8 protein-coding genes and 1 pseudogene are annotated in these 19,926 nt (G+C 65.7%); 8 read left to right on the top strand and 1 reads right to left on the bottom strand.

The genetic code is table 11. The features are described from left to right. Positions 1 to 67: 67 nt before the first annotated feature. Genes eat through VF34_RS20700 form a run of 5 tightly spaced genes read left to right on the top strand, consistent with a single transcriptional unit; the run spans position 68 to position 7,399 of the window. Positions 68 to 1,522, top strand: a complete 1,455-nt coding sequence (gene eat, locus VF34_RS20720; protein WP_032373903.1) for an ethanolamine permease — start codon at positions 68 to 70, stop codon at positions 1,520 to 1,522. Beyond that, positions 1,519 to 2,931 carry an ethanolamine ammonia-lyase subunit EutB gene (locus tag VF34_RS20715; RefSeq protein ID WP_032373902.1) on the top strand — a complete coding sequence of 471 codons (1,413 nt, stop codon included), beginning with the start codon at positions 1,519 to 1,521 and terminating at the stop codon, positions 2,929 to 2,931. Before eat ends, VF34_RS20715 begins: the two co-directional genes overlap by 4 nt. Continuing rightward, a complete protein-coding gene (eutC, locus tag VF34_RS20710) occupies positions 2,928 to 3,734 on the top strand; it encodes an ethanolamine ammonia-lyase subunit EutC (RefSeq protein ID WP_045841996.1) in 807 nt (268 codons plus the stop codon). The genes VF34_RS20715 and eutC overlap by 4 nt, the downstream gene beginning before the upstream one ends. 52 nt (positions 3,735 to 3,786) lie before the next feature. Then, positions 3,787 to 5,403, top strand: a complete 1,617-nt coding sequence (locus VF34_RS20705; protein WP_179274178.1) for an AMP-binding protein — start codon at positions 3,787 to 3,789, stop codon at positions 5,401 to 5,403. A gap of 31 nt (positions 5,404 to 5,434) precedes the next feature. Beyond that, positions 5,435 to 7,399 carry an acetoacetate--CoA ligase gene (locus VF34_RS20700; RefSeq protein ID WP_032373900.1) on the top strand — a complete coding sequence of 655 codons (1,965 nt, stop codon included), beginning with the start codon at positions 5,435 to 5,437 and terminating at the stop codon, positions 7,397 to 7,399. On the opposite strand, the gene VF34_RS20695 is transcribed toward VF34_RS20700, so the two are convergent. Next, entirely contained in the window at positions 7,375 to 7,809 is a 435-nt protein-coding gene (locus VF34_RS20695) for an acyl-CoA thioesterase (protein WP_027496292.1), read from the bottom strand. The genes VF34_RS20700 and VF34_RS20695 overlap by 25 nt on opposite strands. Before the next feature lie 76 nt (positions 7,810 to 7,885). On the opposite strand from VF34_RS20695, the gene VF34_RS20690 reads away from it, so the two are divergent. The 3 genes and pseudogenes from VF34_RS20690 to VF34_RS25910 form a co-directional block, all read left to right on the top strand. Continuing rightward, the gene (locus tag VF34_RS20690) at positions 7,886 to 9,343 is read left to right on the top strand and encodes an amidohydrolase (protein WP_032373899.1); all 1,458 of its coding nucleotides are present in this window, start codon (positions 7,886 to 7,888) and stop codon (positions 9,341 to 9,343) included. An 80-nt stretch (positions 9,344 to 9,423) separates the two neighbouring features. Continuing rightward, positions 9,424 to 9,849, top strand: coding sequence for a PPOX class F420-dependent oxidoreductase (locus VF34_RS20685; RefSeq protein ID WP_027496298.1), 426 nt, complete (start codon positions 9,424 to 9,426; stop codon positions 9,847 to 9,849). A 296-nt stretch (positions 9,850 to 10,145) separates the two neighbouring features. Next, positions 10,146 to 19,694, top strand: a pseudogene (locus VF34_RS25910) (amino acid adenylation domain-containing protein); the annotation flags it as partial. Positions 19,695 to 19,926: the final 232 nt, after the last annotated feature.

Below are 19,926 nucleotides of genomic sequence, written 5' to 3'. Positions count from 1 at the left end.
CGGTTCGCGCGCCCCACACACCCGAATGGGCGTCCCCTCGCGAGGGACCTGGTACGAGAGGCTTGCAATGTCCGTGAAAGATCCACAGTCGCCTCACCCGAAATCCGGCTCCTACGAGGGCACACAGTCGCACGTCGAGGGCGGTGACTACCTGGCCAAGAGAACCTTGAAGAAGGGGACCGCCGGGTGGGTACTTCTCGCGGGCCTCGGTGTCAGCTACGTCATCTCCGGTGACTACTCGGGCTGGAACCTCGGTCTCGCCGAAGGCGGCTTCGGTGGTCTGCTCATCGCGGCGATCATCATCGCGGGCATGTACCTGGCCATGGTCCTCGGAATGGCCGAGATGTCCTCGGCACTGCCCGCTGCGGGCGGCGGCTACACCTTCGCCCGCCGTGCTCTCGGACCGTGGGGCGGGTTCGCCACCGGCACAGCCATTCTCATCGAGTACGCCATCGCTCCCGCCGCCATCGCCACGTTCATCGGCGCGTACGTGGAATCGCTCGGACTGTTCGGGATCACCGACGGGTGGTGGGTGTACCTGGTGGTCTATGCCGTGTTCATCGGAATTCACCTCTCCGGCGCAGGCGAAGCCCTCAAGATCATGTTCGTCATCACCGCGATCGCCTTGGTCGGACTCATCGTGTTCGCCATCGCTGCCCTCGGACAATTCGATGCGAGCAACCTGACCGACATCGCGCCGACCGACGCAGCCGGAGCCTCGGGATTCCTGCCGTTCGGCTACCTCGGCATCTGGGCGGCTGTGCCGTTCGCCATCTGGTTCTTCCTCGCCATCGAGGGCGTGCCGCTGGCCGCCGAGGAGGCCAAGGATCCGACCAAGAACGTCCCGCGCGGCATCATCGCCGCCATGGGCGTACTGCTCGTCACCGGTGCCGTCGTGCTGTTCCTGGTGACCGGAGCCGGCGGGGCCGACGCCGTCAAGGAATCGGGAAACCCGTTGGTGGAGGCGCTCGGTGACGGAATTGCGAGCAAGATCGTCAACTACATCGGCCTGGCCGGACTGGTCGCGTCCTTCTTCTCGATCATGTACGCGTACTCGCGTCAGCTCTTCGCGCTGTCCCGTGCCGGCTACCTGCCGAAGACGCTGTCCATCACCAACTCTCGCAAAGCCCCTACGCTCGCGCTGATCGTGCCCGGCGTCATCGGATTCCTGCTCTCGCTGACCGGTCAGGGCGGAATGTTGCTGAACATGGCCGTGTTCGGTGCGGCACTGAGCTACGTTCTGATGATGGTCAGCCACATCGTGCTTCGCCGCAACGAGCCGAACATGGAACGGCCGTACCGAACCCCCGGGGGCGTTGTGACCACCGGATTCGCGTTGATCATCGCGGCACTCGCCGTCGTCGCCACCTTCGTCGTCGATTCCACTGCGGCACTGTGGTGTCTGGCAGTGTTCGTCGCGTTCATGGCCTACTTCGGCATCTACAGCAGACATCATCTGGTCGCCAACTCGCCCGACGAGGAGTTCGCCGCACTGGCCGAGGCCGAGGCCGAACTGGAATGACGATCTACACCCAGCAGGTATCCGGGACCACTTACACGTTCGACGGTCTGGTCGACCTGATGGCCAAAGCGACACCGCTGCGATCGGGTGACGAATTGGCCGGCTGCGCGGCCGAATCCGATGCCGAACGGGCTGCCGCGCAGTGGGCGTTGTCCGAGGTCTCTCTCGATGTCTTCCTGCACGATCTGCTCGTTCCGTACGAAACCGACGAGGTCACCAGGCTCATCATCGATTCTCACGACCGCATCGCGTTCGGGGCCGTCTCACACCTCACCGTGGGGGGTCTTCGGGATTGGTTGCTGCAGGTGACCGCGGGGCCCGATGCGGCCGCGACACTGCGATCGGTCGCGGCCGGATTGACACCCGAGATGGTCGCGGCGGTCAGCAAGATCATGCGGAACCAGGATTTGATCGCGGTCTCTCGGGCCGCGCAAGTGACGTCGGCGTTCCGGACGACGATCGGCCTACCCGGAACTCTCACCACGCGTCTGCAACCCAACCACCCGACTGACGACCCGCGTGGCATCGCCGCGGCCACACTCGACGGGCTGCTCCTCGGGTCGGGTGACGCGGTCATCGGGATCAATCCCGCGACCGACTCACCTCAGGCCACCGCCGACCTGCTGCATCTGCTCGACGAGATTCGGCAGCGATTCGAGATCCCGACGCAGTCCTGTGTGCTCTCGCACGTGACGACGACGATGGAATTGATCGACAAAGGAGTTCCGGTCGATCTGGTGTTCCAGTCCATCGCGGGTACCGAGGGCGCCAATTCCAGCTTCGGCGTGAACATTTCGTTGCTCCGTGAGGCCAACGAGGCGGGTAGATCGCTGCACCGCGGAACCGTCGGGAACAACGTCATGTATCTCGAGACGGGCCAGGGTTCGGCGCTGTCGGCAGGCGCGCACATCGGTACAGGCGACCGGCCCGTCGATCAGCAGACCCTCGAGACGCGTGCGTACGCGGTGGCCCGTGATCTCGAGCCGCTGCTGATCAACACCGTGGTCGGATTCATCGGGCCCGAGTACCTGTACGACGGCAAGCAGATCATCAGGGCAGGCCTCGAAGACCACTTCTGCGGCAAGCTCCTCGGACTACCGATGGGAGTGGACGTCTGCTACACCAATCACGCCGAGGCCGATCAGGACGACATGGACACGCTGCTCACGCTGTTGGGTGCGGCCGGCGTCGCATTCGTCATTGCAGTGCCGGGAGCCGATGACGTCATGCTCGGCTACCAGTCCCTGAGCTTCCACGATGTGCTCTATGTGCGACAGGTCCTCGGTCTGCGGCCCGCACCGGAATTCGAGTCCTGGCTCTCGCGGCTGGGGATGGCGGACGCCGACGGCCGAGTCCTCGACGTCGATGCCGCGGGATCGCCGCTGCGGGCCTTGATGAGTGCGCGATGAGCACGCCCGCGGAACGACCGGATTTGGGAGTGGAGCCTGCGGAACGACCGGAAGCAGAGTTCTGGGGTGAGTTGCGGGCGAGTACCCAAGCTCGGATCGGTCTGGGGCGTATCGGCGATTCGTTGCCGACGACGCGGGTGCTCGAGTTTCGCTCGGCGCACGCCGCGGCCCGGGATGCGGTGCACATGCCACTCGAGGTCGACGAGTTCGTGCGTCGGGTGGAGCAGGTGGGGCTCGGTACACCCTCGGTGGTGACGTCGTTGGCGACGAGCCGGGCCGAGTATCTGCGTCGTCCGGACCTGGGTCGTCAGCCGAAGGATTTGTCGGCGATTGCACATTCGGAGGACGAGATAGGCATCGTGCTGAGCGACGGATTGTCTCCCCGTGCCCTGGCGGATCACGGTGTCGCCATGGTGGAAGCGTTGAAAACCGAACTTGCCGAGCGGTATTCGATTGCTGCACCGGTCGTTGCGACCGAGGCCCGAGTGGCGCTCGGTGATCACATCGCGGCGGCGATGGGCGTGCGGACGGTACTGGTTCTCATCGGGGAGCGGCCGGGCCTGTCCGTCGCGGACAGTCTCGGTATCTACTTGACGCACCTTCCCAAGCCCGGCCGTACCGACGCCGATCGCAACTGCATCTCCAACATCCACCCGCCCGAGGGGCAGGGGTACGCGCAGTCGGCCCGCATCGTGGCAGGTCTGCTGGCCGGAGCCAGGAAGCTCGGACGGTCCGGCGTCGCGCTCAAGGACACGTCGCGCGCCGAGGTGCTCGAGGCTGCGGACGTCATCACGCTGGAGTAGGACCCCCATTCGGGGGTGGCCGGCCGTGACCGGCGTCACTACCGTGAGGCTCATGGACAGTTACGCCCGCGGCGATTCGGACACAGCGATACTCGACGACACGATCGGCCGAAACCTGCATCGCACCGTCGAGCGGCACGCCGAACGCGATGCCCTCGTCGATGTCGCGTCGGGCAGGCGGTGGACCTACTCGGAGTTCGCGGCGGACGTCGAGTTGTTGGCGGCGGGGCTTCTCGTGGCCGGAGTACAAGTAGGCGATCGAGTAGGGATCTGGGCACCGAACTGCCCCGAATGGACGCTGGCGCAATATGCGACGGCGGAGATCGGGGCAATTCTGGTCAACATCAATCCGGCGTACCGCTCGCACGAGCTGCAGTTCGTGCTGAGACAGGCGGGTGTCTCGGTGCTGTTGTCGGCCACCGAGTTCAAAGGGTCCGACTACACGGCCATGATCGACGACGTGCGACCGGAAGTGACAACTCTGCGCGAGGTCCTCTTCATCGGAAGCATTCAGTGGGAAGCGATGACCGATCGAGGGCACCGAGCGTTGGCGAAGACTCCGCGGATGGTCGCCGACGTGTCGAGCACACTCCGCCCGGACGACGCGATCAACATCCAATACACATCGGGTACAACGGGTTTCCCGAAAGGTGCGACGCTCAGTCACCGCAACATACTGAACAACGGCTTCTTCGTCGGCGAGCTCTGCCATTACACCGAGAACGACAGGGTCTGCATTCCGGTGCCGTTCTACCATTGCTTCGGCATGGTGATGGGCAATCTCGCGTGCACGTCGCACGGAGCAACGATGGTCATCCCCGGTCCGGCGTTCGACCCGGTGGCGACCTTGACGGCCGTGGCCGATGAGAAGTGCACCTCGCTCTACGGCGTACCGACCATGTTCATCGCCGAGTTGGCACTGGAGAACATCGGCGAATTCGATCTGAGCAGCCTCCGTACCGGAATCATGGCCGGATCACCCTGTCCCACCGAGGTGATGAAGCAGGTCATCGAACGCATGGGAATGGCAGAGGTGTCCATCTGCTACGGCATGACCGAGACGTCGCCGGTATCGCTGCAGACTCGCAGCGACGACTCGATCGAGCAGCGAGTGTCCACTGTCGGTCGTGTGGGTCCGCATCTCGAAGTGAAGATCGTCGACCCCGTTCTCGGTGAGACACTGCCGCGAGGCGAGGCGGGTGAACTGTGCACCCGTGGCTACTCGGTGATGATCGGTTACTGGGAGCAGCCCGACAAGACCGCGGAGGCCATCGATAGCGACGGGTGGATGCACACCGGCGACATCGGAGTCATGGACGGTGACGGCTACGTCGCGATCACCGGGCGCATCAAGGACATGGTGATTCGCGGCGGCGAGAACATCTATCCCCGCGAGGTCGAGGAATTTCTCTACACCCACCCCGACATCCTCGACGCTCAGGTCATCGGTGTTCCCGACGAGAAGTACGGCGAGGAGTTGATGGCGTGGATACAGCTCAGAGACGGTGCCGCACCACTGGATTCGGACGCGGTGCGGCAGTTCTGCAACGGTCGCCTCGCGCATTACAAGATTCCGCGCTACGTGCACGTCGTCGACGAGTTCCCGATGACCGTCACCGGCAAGGTGCGCAAGGTCGAGATGCGTGAACGCTCGCTCGGATTGATCTGAACCCAGCCGTTGGGCTGACATACTGACGTCCATGACCAGTGCGCTGTGGACGCCCACCGATACCGATGTCGAGCACGCTCGGGTCACCGAGTTCACCCGGTTCGTCGAGGAGCGCCACGAGGTGACGCTGCCCGACTACGCAGCGTTGTGGCGGTGGTCGATCGACGACATCGAATCGTTCTGGACAGCGGTGTGGGACTACTTCGACATTCGCTCCACCATCGAGCCGGAGTCGGTGCTCGAGGGCCACGGTATGCCGGGGGCGCAGTGGTTCCCGGGTGCCGAGCTGAATTACGTCGATCAGGTCGTCCGGCACGCTCGAGGAGATCGAGCCGCCATCGTTCATGCCTCCGAGGACGGTTCGACGCGGACCGTCACGTGGTCCGAGATGATCGCCCAGGCCGGTGCGTTGGCGGGCACCCTGTCCGACGCGGGCGTCCGGCGAGGCGACCGCGTCGTCGGGTACCTGCCGAACGTGCCCGAGGCGATCATCGCCTTCCTGGCGACAGCAAGTCTCGGCGCGGTATGGGCTGCGTGTGGGCAGGACTACTCGGCGGCGGCAGCGCTCGACAGACTGGGGCAGCTCGATCCCGCGGCGTTGATCACCGCGTCGGGGTACGTCTACGGAGGGGCCTTCCGCGACAAAGGTGCGGACGTCGACACCCTCGCTCAAGGACTGCCGACGGTTCGCACTGTGGTGACCATCGGCGACGCTGCCGGGACTGTGGGAACCGCGGCGACGTCGCTGAGCTGGGCGGACGCGACCGCGACACCACGCGAGCTCGCTCCGGTCGCAGTGCCGTTCGATCACCCGTTGTGGGTCGTGTTCTCGTCGGGGACGACGGGACGACCCAAGGGGATCGTGCACGGCCATGGTGGCGTGCTGCTCGAGCATCTCAAATCCGTTGCACTGCACTCGGATCTAGGACCCGACGATGTGTTCTTCTGGTACACGAGCCCGAGCTGGATGATGTGGAATTTCCAGGTGGCCGGTCTGCTCGTCGGTGCCACGATCGTGTCCACCGACGGAAATCCAGCGTTCCCGAGAACGGATGCGCTGTGGGGCATTGCGGCCGCGCAGGGTGTGACGTACCTCGGTACCAGCCCCGGGTACGTCCTCGCGTGCATCAAGGCGGACGCACACCCCGGTGCCGATCACGATCTCTCGAGCCTGCGCGCCATCGGGATCACCGGGTCTGCGATGCCCGCGACGTCGTCGATCTGGTTGTCGGAGAACGTCGGAGCCCACGTACCGGTGTTCTCGATCTCCGGTGGTACCGATGTGGTGTCGGCGTTCGCCGGGGGAGTGCGGACCGTGCCGGTCTGGGCGGGCGAGTTGTCGGTTCCGTTCCTGGGCGTTGCGCTCGACGCCTACGACGAGGCAGGCAACTCGGTGCACGGCGCAGTGGGCGAACTGGTCGTCACCGAACCGATGCCGTCCATGCCGGTGCGGTTCTGGAACGATCCCGACGGAACCCGTTATCGGGACGCGTATTTCGATACCTATCCGGGCATCTGGCGGCACGGCGACTGGATCACCGTGACCGAACGCGGCAGCGTCGTCGTGCACGGTCGTTCCGATGCGACGCTGAACCGCAACGGGATTCGAATGGGAAGCGCAGACATCTATCAGGCCGTCGAATCTCTCGACGAGGTCACCGAGGCCCTGGTGCTCGGCATGGAACAGCCCGACGGGGGATACTGGATGCCGCTGTTCGTGGTGGTCCCGGATGGGCTCACCGCGGAGCTACGCGAGCGCATCGTTGCCGTCATCAGGACACAGGCGTCCCCGCGGCACGTTCCCGACGACATCGTCGCAACGCCCGCGATCCCGCACACGCGGACCGGTAAGAAGCTCGAAGTGCCGCTCAAGAAAATGTTCCAAGGTGCTGCCGAGGCAACTGCTCTCGACACCAGTGCCGTCGACGATCCGGAGGCGGTGCGGTGGTTCGCAGATCGCGCGGCGGAGTATCAGCGAGTCCAGCGCGCGAGGTAGGCCTTCTCCTCGGGCGCTATCCGGCGCAGAGTCTCCGCCCCGACGTCGACCATCGCCATGCGAGTGGTCGCCACCACCGCAGGCGGCGAATCCGGGGCCGCGCCCGCTGCCCGTACCTCGTAGCCGATGGTGAAATCGACCGCACGTACCTTCTCGAACCAGAGTGTGACGTCGAGCGGACCGTCCGAGTGCCGAAGCGGCTTCTTGTACGCGATGGTGACGTTCGCGATCAACGCACTCTTGATCAGGCTTTCGTTGGCCTCGCCCTCGCTGAGCAGCCATTCGATGCGCGCCTCTTCGAGCAGAGTGACCATCCGGGCGTGATTGATGTGCGCGAATGCGTCCATGTCCGACCACCGCACCGTGACGGTCGCGTGATATCCGACGGGGTCGGTCCGATCTGTCTGCATCGCCACAGGCTCTGTCTTCATTGCAAGAGGATGGCATGCGCGCCTGCGTCGGGGGCGACGCTCTAGAGTCCCAGGAGTGATTATCGCCAATGTCGCACTGGATGATTCCGGCGTGCTCTTCGACATCGAACTCGTCGGCTCGACCATCGGGTCCATCACCCCGGCCGGAAGCGATCGCACCCGCGGCGTCGAGGTCGTCGACGGGGCGGGGGGAGTGGCCCTGCCGGGTTTCGTGGACAGTCATGTTCATCTGACGCAATGGGCAGCGGCGCGGCGGCGTATCGACGTCGGGCCGGCCTCGTCGGCGGCCGATGCCGTGGCACTGGTGTTTCCCTATGCGCGCACAGCAGGCGATTCCGTAGTGCGCGCCAACGGGTTTCGGGACGCGCAGTGGCCCGACGAACCACACAAGGACCTGCTCGAGAACGCGCTGCCCGGTGTGCGTGTGGCGATGACGAGCATGGACCTGCACACGCTGTGGCTGAGTCCGGCGCTGCTGCGCGATCTCGGTATCGACCATCCCACCGGAGTGCTTCGTGACGTCGACGGTCTCGAGGCCGTCATGGCGCTGGAGGCCTTGGAGGACCCGGCCGAGCTGGACCGAGCTGTGCTCGACGCCACCGCGGCACTGGCGGTCCGCGGAGTGACCGGCGTCGTCGATTTCGAGTTCGCCGACAACCGGACGGTCTGGGATCGACGCCTGTCGGCCGGATCTCCCGCAGTGCGCGTCGACACCACGGTGTGGCCGCAGTGGCTCGACGAAGCGCTCGATCGTGGGGAGCGCACCGGCGACGTCTCGGCCGTCTCGGACATGATCAGGCGCGGACCGCTGAAGGTCATGCTCGACGGCTCGCTGAACACCAGAACGGCCTGCTGTCACGATCGCTACCCGGGCGTCGACGGTGACAACGCCTACGGACTGTTGCTCGAGACCCACGACGGACTGTACGAGCTCGTCTCTCGCGCAGCTCGCGGCGGAATCACCTCTGCTGTCCATGCGATCGGTGACCGGGCGAACGGTGTTGCGCTCGATGCGTTCGAGCGGGCCGGTTGCGGAGGTCGTATCGAACACGCGCAGCAGCTCGTCCCCGAAGACATCGCACGCTTCGCGGCGCTGGGCGTTGCGGCGTCGGTGCAGCCGCAGCACGCCATGGCCGATCGCGACATCGCCGAGGATCTGTGGGCAGGTCGACGCTCGGTGGCCTACGGCTACGGGTCGCTACATCGAAGCGGTGCCACGCTGCTCTTCGGCTCCGACGCTCCGGTGAGTCCACCGGAGCCACTGGCAGGCGTTGCGGCGGCGGTATTCCGAACCGACGACGACCGGCCGCCGTGGCATGCCGAGGAATCGGTTCCTCTCGGCGCGGCACTGCGAGCGGCGAGCGGCGACCGCGCTGCGCTCCGCGTCGGGGACGTCGCGGACATCGTCGTTCTCGAAGAGCACCCGGTGCATCGCTCGGCGCACGATCTGGCCGACACGGAGGTGCGGGCCACGATCTGCGCGGGTCTGCTCACCCACGTCGGCCCGGCTTAGCATCGTCGATCGGGCGGCACGTCCTGGCCGAGTTCGTCGGTGACGTGAACCTGTCGGTCCGGCCGAGTAGCGTGACGTCGATGACGTCTTTCACCGATCCACGCGTGCGAGAGTTTCTGTCGGCAGGTACCCGCACCGGAAAGGTCGGCTACCTCGCTTCGGACGGACGGCCCCTGGTCGCCCCGATCTGGTTCGTCGTCGAGGACGATTCCATCGTGTTCAACACCGGAGCCGATACCGCCAAGGGGCGAGCGATTCGCAGGGACCCTCGGATCGTGTTGACCGTCGATCTCGAAGAGCCGCCGTACGGGTTCGTGCAGGTGCAGGGCGTTGCCTCGATCGACGAGGATCCCCGAGAACTGGTGCGTACGGCCACCGAGATCGGAGCGCGGTACATGGGCCGCGACAGAGGGGAGGAGTTCGGCAGACGCAACGGAGTTCCGGGCGAATTGATCGTTCGTTTGGTACCTACCAAGGTGATTGCCGCTTTCGACATGACGGCGTGACAACCGACGAACTCCGCGCGTGCGGGCCTGTAGATTGGCCGGGTGCCGAATCCAGCCACCGGTTCTGCACGTACGGGGGCGGGTGCTCTCGACGCGTGCTGGGCATGTAACGGTCCGGCCCATCTCGACGGATAAGTACTGAAAGGTAACTTCCGAGTTGTTCATGGTGAGAAAATAGAGATCGACGTAGTCAGCTTGCTCGATGTGTTCGGTGCCCATCGTTGTCCGCCGCTTCGGCGGCCGGTGGGGGCGCGTGTGATTGTGGGAAAGAGAGGAATCGATTGGACCCGCTAGGTGTGGAAGGTGCTGGAGACGACGACACGGGAGTCGACAGTCGGCAGCATCCCTCGTTCCCACTGTCACCGGCCCAATTGGGGATGTGGTTCGCGCAGCACGTGGACCCCTCGGTACCCGCCAACATCGCGCAGTACGTCGAACTGCGCGGTGATCTCGACGTCGAACTGTTGCGGCGCGCATCGTCACGCGCAGCCCTCGAACTGCAGTCCGGTTTCGTCCGTATCACCGAGATCGACGCGGAGCCACGACAGATCGTCGACCCCACCCTGGACGACTCGCTCGGACTGGTGGATCTGCGCGGCGAGAACGACCCTCGCGCGGCCGCCCTCGAGTGGATGCACGCCGATTACAGCGCTCCGATCGACATTCTTCGCGATCGACTGATCGCCGCCACCGTCCTGCGTATCGAGGACGATGTCTGGTTCTGGTACGAGCGCGTGCACCACGTCGTTCTCGACGGCTTCGGTGCCGTGACCTTCATGAACCGCGCTGCGGAGTTGTACACGTCCGAGGTCGAGGGCACCGAACCGACGAAGAACCTGGCCTCGGATCTGACCAAGGTCTACGACATCGAGATGTCCTACCGCGATTCGAGCCGCTTCCAGGCCGATCGCGAGTACTGGGCGTCGCGGATCGACGGAATCGACGGAGTCACCACCCTCGCCGGGCACACCGCTCCGCCGGCCCCGAAGAGTCAGATCGACAGCACCGCTCTGTCTGCCGACACGATGAGCAGTCTCGATGCCCTGCGCGCCGAGACCGACACGACGATGGCGACCATCGTCATCGCCGCGTTCGCGGCGTATCTGGCCCAGATGACCGGCCGCGAGGACGTCGTGCTGTCACTGCCGGTGACTGCGCGAACCACCGCGGTTCTGCGCCGCTCCGGCGGCATGGTGTCCAACGTAGTGCCGCTGCGGTTCGACGTCTCGGGCGACACCACCGTCGAAACGATGCTGGCGCGCGTCAACGCCGAGGTCTCCGGTGCACTGCGCCACCAGCGGTACCGGCACGAGGACATTCGCCGCGACGCCGGCGGCGCAAGCGGTCAAGCTGCGTTCTTCGGTCCCTGGGTCAACATCATGCTGTTCTTCGGCGAGGTGCGCCTGGGATCGATGGTCGGCGGAATCAACATCCTCTCCACCGGCCTCATCGAGGACTTCGGACTGAACCTCTACACGAGCGTCGCCGGGGCCACGACCCACATCGACTTCGAGTCCAACCCCAACCTGTACGGCCCCGATCAGTCCGGCCGCAATCACGAGCGGTTCGTCGACTTCCTCGGCCGTTTCGTGGCGGCAGCCCCGACGGACCTCGTCTGGGACCTGGCTCTGACCGACGGATCCGAGCGCGCACTGGTCGTCTCCGAGTGGAACCACACCGAACACGAGACCACGCCCAGCACTCTGCTCACCGCCTTCGAGGCTGCTGCGGCAGCTCGTCCCGACGCCACGGCTCTGGTGTACGAGGGCGACGTCCTGACTTACGGAGAACTGTCGGCGCGGGTGAACGGCCTCGCTCGCCATCTGATCGACATGGGCGTCGGCCCGGAGACTCTTGTCGGCTTGTCCATTCGACGCTCGTTCGATCTTGTGGTCGGCATGTACGCCATCGTGGCGGCAGGCGGAGCATGGGTACCGATCGACCCGGATCATCCTGCCGAACGCACGGCCTACATCCTCGATTCCGCGCAGCCTCGGTGCGTACTGATCTCGTCGCGTGACGACGTGTCGCTGCCCGAGGGCACCGAGACGGTCGCCGTCGATCTGGTCGACCTGTCCGCCCGGTCGTCCGCTCCGGTCGGAGACGCGGAACGGATTGCGCCGCTTCGTGTTTCGAACACCGCGTACGTCATCTACACCTCCGGCTCCACCGGCCGCCCGAAGGGCGTCGCCGTGGAGCACGCCGCCATCCACAATCAGATGGAGTGGATGCTGGCGGAGTATCCGATGGATACCACCGACGTCTATCTGCAGAAGACGGCGACGACGTTCGACGTCTCGCTGTGGGGTTTCTTCCTGCCGCTGCGAGTGGGCGCGACGATGGTGCTCGCCACCCCCGACGGGCATCGCGACTCGGTCTACGTGGCGAACAGGATCGCCGAACACTGCGTCACGGTCACCGACTTCGTGCCCTCGATGCTGACCGTGTTCGTCGCCAACGCGCCGGCCAACACCTGTGCTTCGCTGCGTCACGTTTTCGTGATCGGCGAGGCGCTTCCGGTCGAGACGGCAGCAGCATTCCGATCCGTCTGCGCCGCGGGACTGCACAACCTCTACGGTCCCACCGAGGCGGCGGTCTCGGTGACGTACCACGAGAGCAGCCCACAGGACACGCGAACCGTCCCGATCGGTGTGCCCGAGTGGAACACCCGCGCCTTCGTACTGGACAGCCGGCTGCGACCCACTCCGGTGGGAGAAGCGGGCGAGCTCTACCTCGCGGGCGTCCAGCTGGCGCGGGGCTACGTGGGTCGCCCCGACCTGAGCTCGGATCGGTTCGTGGCCAACCCCTTCGGCGACGCCGGAGAGCGGATGTATCGCACCGGCGACCTCGTTCGGTGGCGCAGCGACGGAGTGCTGGACTACATCGGACGCACCGACTTCCAGGTGAAGTTCCGTGGCCAGCGCATCGAGCTGGGCGAGATCGAAACCGTGCTGCTCGCACACGAATCCATCTCGCAGGCAGTGACATTGGTCGTGCAGACGGTTACCGGCGACCAACTCGTCGCCTACGTCGTCGCCGGGCCGGGGAAGTCCATCGACTCCGCCGAGGCCATCGAATTCGCCGGGCATGCGCTGCCGTCCTACATGGTTCCCGCAGCAGTGGTCGTGCTCGATGCGCTGCCGCTCAACACCAGCGGAAAGCTCGATCGAAAAGCGTTGCCGGAGCCGGTGTTCACCAGCGCCAAGAAGTACCGAGCACCGCAGAGCCGCGCGGAATACGTCGTCGCCGGAATCTACGAGGACCTGCTCGGCGCGTCCAAGGTCGGTCTGGACGAGGACTTCTTCGAGCTCGGCGGCAACTCGCTGATCGCCACACAGTTGGTGACACGAGTCGGCGGCGCACTCGGAGTACGCCTGGGAGTGCGCGAGCTGTTCGAGGCCCCCACCGTCGGCGCACTGGCTGCCCGGGCCGAGTCGGCTGCCGGCCGCGGATCCGACACCCCGATCCTCGAATCCCGGGAACGCCCCGAGCGCATCCCACTCTCGCCTGCACAGCAACGCATGTGGTTCCTCAACCGGTTCGATCCGGCCACTGCGGTGTACAACCTGCCGTTCTCGGTCCATCTGAGCGGTCCACTCGACGTGAGTGCCCTGTCGGCCGCATTCGCGGACGTCGTGGAACGACACGAGACGCTGCGCACGGTGTACCCGGAAGTGGACGGATCGCCCGAGCAGGTCGTGCTCAACGCGGCCAGGACACCGGCCACGATCACCCCGATCCGCATCGAACGGCACGAGCTCGGTGGCCGACTGCACGAGTTGGTGGCCAAGGGCTTCGACGTCACCATCGACACGCCGTTCCGAATCGCGCTGTTCGAGATGTCGCCCACCGAGTACGAACTGGCGATGGTCCTGCACCACATCGCTGCCGACGGAGCCTCCTTCGGACCGTTGGCGCGCGACGTCCTGCTGGCCTACTCGAGCCGGATACAGGGCCGCGCTCCCGAGTGGACGCCGCTCGAGGTCCAGTACGCCGACTACGCGCTCTGGCAGCGTGCGGTACTCGGTCCCGAAACCGATCCGCATTCGCTCGCTGCACGCGAAATCGCCTATTGGAGTGCCACACTCGAGGATCTACCCGATCAGCTGGCGCTGCCGTCGAGTAGGCCCCGCCCCGCCGTGTCGTCCAACGCAGGCAGCAAGCTGCGCATCGAGATTCCGGCCCGGTTGCACAGTGCTCTGGCCGATCTCGCCCGCGCGAACAACTCGTCGCTGTTCATGGTGATGCAGTCGGCGTACGCGCTGTTGCTGGCTCGACTGAGCGGCACCACCGACATCGCCATCGGCGCGCCGGTGGCCGGTCGCGGTGAGCCTGCACTCGACGACCTCGTCGGAATGTTCGTCAACACGTTGGTACTTCGTACCGATGTCGATCCGGCACTGTCGTTCGAGCAGCTGCTCGCTCGCGTCCGCGACACGGACCTGTCGGCGTTCGCGCATGCCGACGTTCCGTTCGAGCGCCTGGTCGAGGTTCTCAATCCGGTCCGCTCGACATCACGGCACCCGTTGTTCCAGGTGGCGCTCTCCCTGGAATCGGCCATGTCTCGTGAACTCACCGTCGGCGGGCTCCGCGCCGTGGCCGCCGAATTCGACGTCCCGATAGCGAAATTCGACCTCCAGCTCTGGCTCACCGAGCACCAGGTCGACGGAACTGCCGCGGGTATCGATGCGGTGTTCGAGTACGCGACCGATCTGTTCGACGCAGATCTGGTCGACAGCTTCGCGCGGCGCTTCCTCGGAATTCTGGACGCAGTCACCACCGACGCGTCGGTTCCGGTCGGCGACGTCGACATCGTGGACGCCGCCGAATACGAGTCCGTCGTGTCCACCTGGAACGTGTCCGGGCCGGACGTCTCTCGCGACGTGACGTTGATCGACCTGCTCGACGCTGCGGCCTCGGCACAGCCGGACGGAGTGGCCGTGCGCTTCGGCGACACGTCGCTGACGTACGCCGAGTTCGATGCTCGGACCAATCGCCTTGCCCGCGTACTGATCTCACACGGCGTCGGCCCCGAGAGCCTCGTCGCGGTCGCCTTACCGAGGTCGGCGGAACTCGTCGTCGCGCTGGTTGCGGTCGTGAAGGCCGGTGGCGGTTACCTCCCCGTCGATCCGAGCTACCCGCTGGACCGCGTCGAGTACATGCTCGACGATGCGCGTCCGACATCGATTCTCTTCTCGGGAACGGACCCGATCGAGCTGCCCGCGGACGTCGAATCTCGCATCGGCGCAACGTTCGTCGACATCGACACGGTCGATCTGTCGTCGATCTCGGGCGCACCGGTGACCGACATCGATCGCATTCGCCCGCTTCGCCCCACCAACGTCGCGTACGTCATCTACACCTCGGGGTCGACCGGTCGCCCCAAGGGTGTTCTGGTGCCGCACCGCAACGTGGTTCGGCTGCTCGCGAACACCGATGCGGTCTACGGCTTCGGAGCCGACGACGTGTGGACGATGTTCCATTCCTACGCGTTCGACTTCTCGGTGTGGGAACTGTGGGGTCCGTTGCTGTACGGCGGCACTCTGGTGGTCGTCGACTACTTCACCTCGCGCTCACCCGAGGCGTTCCATCAGCTGCTCGTGGACGAACGGGTGACGGTGCTCAATCAGACTCCGTCGGCGTTCTACCAACTGTCCGAGGCCGATCGCACGGCGGCCTCGACCGGCGGCGAGCTGTCTCTGCGCTACGTGATCTTCGGCGGCGAGGCCCTCGAACAGCGTCGATTGAGCGGCTGGTTCGAGCGGCACGGCGATCGTGCACCGCAGCTGATCAACATGTACGGCATCACCGAGACCACGGTGCACGTGTCGTATCAAGCGTTGGGCTCCGCGTCCGTCGCCACGACCGCATCGGTGGTCGGCAAGCCGATCGCTGGGCTGCGCGTCTACGTTCTCGATACCCGGCTCCATCCGGTCCCGGTCGGGGTGCCCGGCGAGATGTACGTTGCCGGTGGACAATTGGCGCGCGGATACCTGGGACGCGCACCGCTCACCGCGGTGCGGTTCGTGGCCGATCCGTTCGCCTCCGGCTCCGATGCCGGGTCGTTGCTGTATCGCACCGGCGATCTGGCGCAGTGGAACGCGTCGGGCGAGCTCGAATATCTGGGCCGCTCCGACGATCAGGTCAAGGTGCGCGGCTTCCGAATCGAGTTGGGCGAGGTCGAGGCCGCGGTCACCGCGCACCCCGCCGTCACCCAGGCTGCCGTCGTCGTCCGTGAGGATTCACCCGGGGCGGCCCGGTTGGTCGCCTACGTGGTCTCGGCGGTGGCGAACGGTCGGCCTACCCTCGACCTCGAGGATCTGCGAACCGGTATCGCCGAACTGTTGCCGGAGTACATGGTTCCGTCGGCGTTCGTTGCGCTGGAGACGATTCCGCTGACGGTCAACGGAAAGCTGGACCGGCGCGCACTGCCTGCGCCGGTGTTCGAGGTGCGAGATTTCCGCGCACCGACGACACCGATCGAAGAGATCGTCGCCGACGTCTTCGCCGACGTCCTTGGCGTCGAGCGGGTAGGACTGGACGACGACTTCTTCGAGCTCGGCGGTAACTCGCTGATCGCCACCCAGGTGGTCTCGCGGCTCGGAGTGGCACTCGACGCCACCGTGCCGGTGCGCATGCTGTTCGAGGCGTCGACGGTTGCACTGCTCGCGGTGCGCGTCGAACAGGCGGCGGGGGAGGGCGGCCGGACTGCACTGGTCGCGACCGTCCGGCCGGAGCGCATCCCGTTGTCGCTTGCGCAGCAACGCATGTGGTTCCTCAACCGGTTCGACGTCGACTCCGCCGCATACAACATTCCGTTCGCGCTGAAGCTGACCGGCGACCTGGATGTCGCGGCACTGCAGGTCGCCATCATGGATGTGATCGACCGGCACGAGTCGCTGCGCACCGTCTATCCCGACACCGCGCACGGACCGCAGCAGTCCATTCTCGACGCCGCTCAGACGGTGCCGAACCTGATGCCGATTCCGACCTCGGCCGCCGACATTCAGCGACAGGTCTTTGCGCTCGCGTCGACGACGTTCGACGTGACCGTCAACGTTCCGATCCAGGCCCGACTGTTCGAGATCGGCCCACGCGAACACGTGATCGCCATGGTGGTGCACCACATCTCGGCCGACGGGTGGTCGATGGGACCGCTGGCCCGAGACATCATGATCGCCTACGCCTCGCGCACCGCGTGGGAGAACCCGGCCTGGATGCCGTTGGAAGTGCAGTATGCCGACTACAGCCTGTGGCAGCGTTCGGTTCTGGGCTCCGAGGACGATCCGCAGTCGTTGATCTCCGGTCAGGTGAACTACTGGGCCGACATCCTCGCCGGCCTACCCGACCAGCTCGATCTGCCGACCGACCGGCCGCGCCCCAGTCGCCAGTCCTACCAGGGCTCCTCCATCGGATTCGACGTGCCTGCCGATGTGCACCAGGGCCTGTCCGCTCTGGCGCATACCCACAACGCATCGCTGTTCATGGTCGTCCACGCCGCACTGGCCGTGCTGCTGGCCCGACTGTCGGGCACCGAGGACATCGCCATCGGTACTCCGGTCGCCGGCCGCGGTGACGCAGCGCTCGACGACGTGGTCGGCATGTTCGTCAACACGCTCGTTCTGCGCACCGACATCGACTCCGGACGCACGTTCTCCGAACAGATCGGCCGCGCGCGCGAAGTCGCGCTCGGAGCCTTCGGCCACGCCGATCTACCGTTCGAGCGTCTGGTCGAGGTCCTCAACCCGTCGCGGTCGCAGGCTCGACACCCGCTGTTCCAGGTCATGCTCTCGTTCGAGAACCTCACCCGAACACACGTCGACCTGCCGGGCCTGTCGGTGGACAGTGTCGCCCTCGATGCCGAAATCGCCAAGTTCGACCTGCAGCTCACCGTGACCGAGTCGATCGGACTGGACGGCCGCGGACAGGGCATGGCCGCCGAACTGACCTACGCGACAGACCTTTTCGATGCCGAGACCGTTCGCGGGTTCGCCGACCGGTTCGTACGGATGCTCACGGCCGTGGTGGCCGATTCGTCGGTGGCCGTCGGCGACATCGATCTGCTCGACGACGGCGAGCACGACCGCGTGGTGGCGGAATGGAACGACACCGAACACGAGGTCCCCGCCGACATCACTCTGGTGGACCTGTTCGACCGACAGGTCGCCCTGACCCCGGACGCAACTGCGCTGGTCTTCGAGGGTGAGCGGCTGACGTACGCCGAGTTCGATACACGCGCCAACCGTCTTGCGCGCCATCTGGTCTCGCTGGGCGTCGGGCCCGACACGTTGGTCGGCCTCGCGATCGCCCGCAGCCTCGACCTGTTCGTCGGCATGTACGCGATCGTCAAGGCCGGGGCGGGATACGTGCCGATCGACCCGACCCAACCGGCGGATCGCAACGACTACATCGTGGCCACCGCGGCACCGATCCGGGTGTTGTCCACCGTGCGCGATCACGTCGAATTCCCCGACGTCGACACGATCGACATCGACGCGCTCGATACTTCTAACCTGTCGTCGGAACCGTTGCGCAACAACGACCGACGCGCCCCACTGCGTTCGCGGAATCTCGCGTATGTCATCTTCACATCGGGTTCGACGGGCCGTCCCAAGGGTGTCGGGGTGTCGCACGACGCGATCGTCAACCGACTGCTGTGGATGCAGGGCGAATACGCCCTGACTCCGCGCGACGTGGTGCTGCAGAAGACGCCGTCCACGTTCGACGTGTCGGTGTGGGAGTTCTTCTGGGCGCTCCAGGTCGGTGCCTCGGTGGTGATCGCCGTTCCCGACGGTCACCGAGATCCCATCTACTTGCTCGATGTCATTGCACGCGAACGTGTCTCGGTGGTGCACTTCGTGCCGTCGATGATGTCGGTGTTCGTGCCCGAAGTCGAGCGGCGTCGCAGCGCGGGAGCCTCGCTCCGACTGATGTTCGCCTCCGGCGAGGCGCTACCGCCCACCACCGCTCGCGCACTGCGGCGTGCGGTCGCCTCGGTGGAACTGCACAACCTGTACGGACCGACCGAGGCGGCCGTGGACGTGACGTACCACGCGGTCACGGATTCGGACTCCGACGTCATGCCGATCGGTGCTCCGGTGTGGAACACCGCTGTCTACGTATTGGATTCGCGACTGCATCCCACCCCGGTCGGTGTTGCAGGTGAGCTCTATCTCGCCGGCACCCAGCTCGCGCGCGGCTATGTGGGACGCCCCGACCTGACCGCGGACAGGTTCGTCGCTCACCCGTTCGCCGATGGCGGCGCGCGGCTGTACCGCACCGGCGACGTCGTGCGCTGGAATCGCGACGGCGAGCTCGAATACGTCGGACGTTCCGACTTCCAGGTCAAGTTGCGCGGCCTGCGCATCGAACTGGGTGAGATCGAAACGGCGCTGCTCGCCCAGCGGTCGGTCTCTCAAGCCGTAGTCGTGGTCCGCCGCGACCAACTCGTCGGATACGTGGTTCCTTCGGGGGTGTCGGTCGACACCGGAGCCGTTCTGTCGGCGCTACGCGGCCGTCTGGCGGAGTACATGGTGCCGTCGACACTGATCGTGCTGCCCGAGTTCCCGCTCGGCGCCAGCGGAAAGCTCGACCGAAAGGCGTTGCCCGACCCCGCATTCGAGGTCACCGAGTACCGCGAACCGACCAACGACATCGAACGCACCGTCGCCGAGGTGTACGCCCAGGTGCTCGGCGTCGAGCGCGTGGGTCTCGACGACGACTTCTTCGAGCTGGGCGGAAACTCGCTCATCGCCACGCAACTCGTGTCCCGACTCGGCGTCGCGCTGGACACCCGGATCGCCGTTCGCGAGCTGTTCGACGCGTCCTCGGTGGCCGACCTCGCAGCCAGACTGGGCACTCTGGTCGCCACCGGCAGCAGGCCGCCGCTGGTACCGCAGCAGCGTCCGCAGCACATTCCGCTGTCGCTGGCGCAACAGCGGATGTGGTTCCTCAACAAGTTCGACGTCGAATCGGCGGCCAACAACATCCCGATCGCCGTCCGGTTGTCCGGTCTGCTCGACCGCCGAGCCATGCAGATCGCGGTCGCGGACGTCGTCGCCAGGCACGAGTCTCTGC

This window comes from Rhodococcus sp. PML026 (assembly GCF_000963615.1).
In the GTDB taxonomy this organism is placed as follows: domain Bacteria; phylum Actinomycetota; class Actinomycetes; order Mycobacteriales; family Mycobacteriaceae; genus Rhodococcoides; species Rhodococcoides fascians.
This window is presented reverse-complemented; position numbering and strand designations above follow the sequence as displayed.